The following is a 270-nucleotide window of genomic DNA, read 5'->3' on the forward strand; positions in this document are numbered from 1 at the left end:
TGGACGATCTGTATCACGAGTCAGTCGCCAAGGGCTACGCCGGCAAGAAGACCGGGCAGTCGACGCTCACGAAACCGATGACGGTTCGCGACGTCATGGCAAAAGCAGGACTCGACGCGGACAAGGTCAAGCCCTTCACGGGCAAGCCGGCGACCATCCGCGAGAAAGGCGTGAAGGTCGGCGACCGTGTGATGGTGAAAGGCAAGACAGCGATGACAGATAAGCCGGCGCCAGCCGCAGAGCCTCGTGAGCACACTGCGCTACGCGTCG

General features: G+C 62.2%; 1 protein-coding gene. It reads left to right on the forward strand.

The annotated features are described in order from the left end of the window. On the forward strand, positions 1–270 hold a 270-nt coding region (locus SB822_RS57425; RefSeq protein WP_410859151.1), incomplete at both ends, for a hypothetical protein.

The sequence above is a fragment of the Paraburkholderia sp. SIMBA_054 genome (genome assembly GCF_046534875.1).
Lineage (GTDB): Bacteria > Pseudomonadota > Gammaproteobacteria > Burkholderiales > Burkholderiaceae > Paraburkholderia > Paraburkholderia hospita.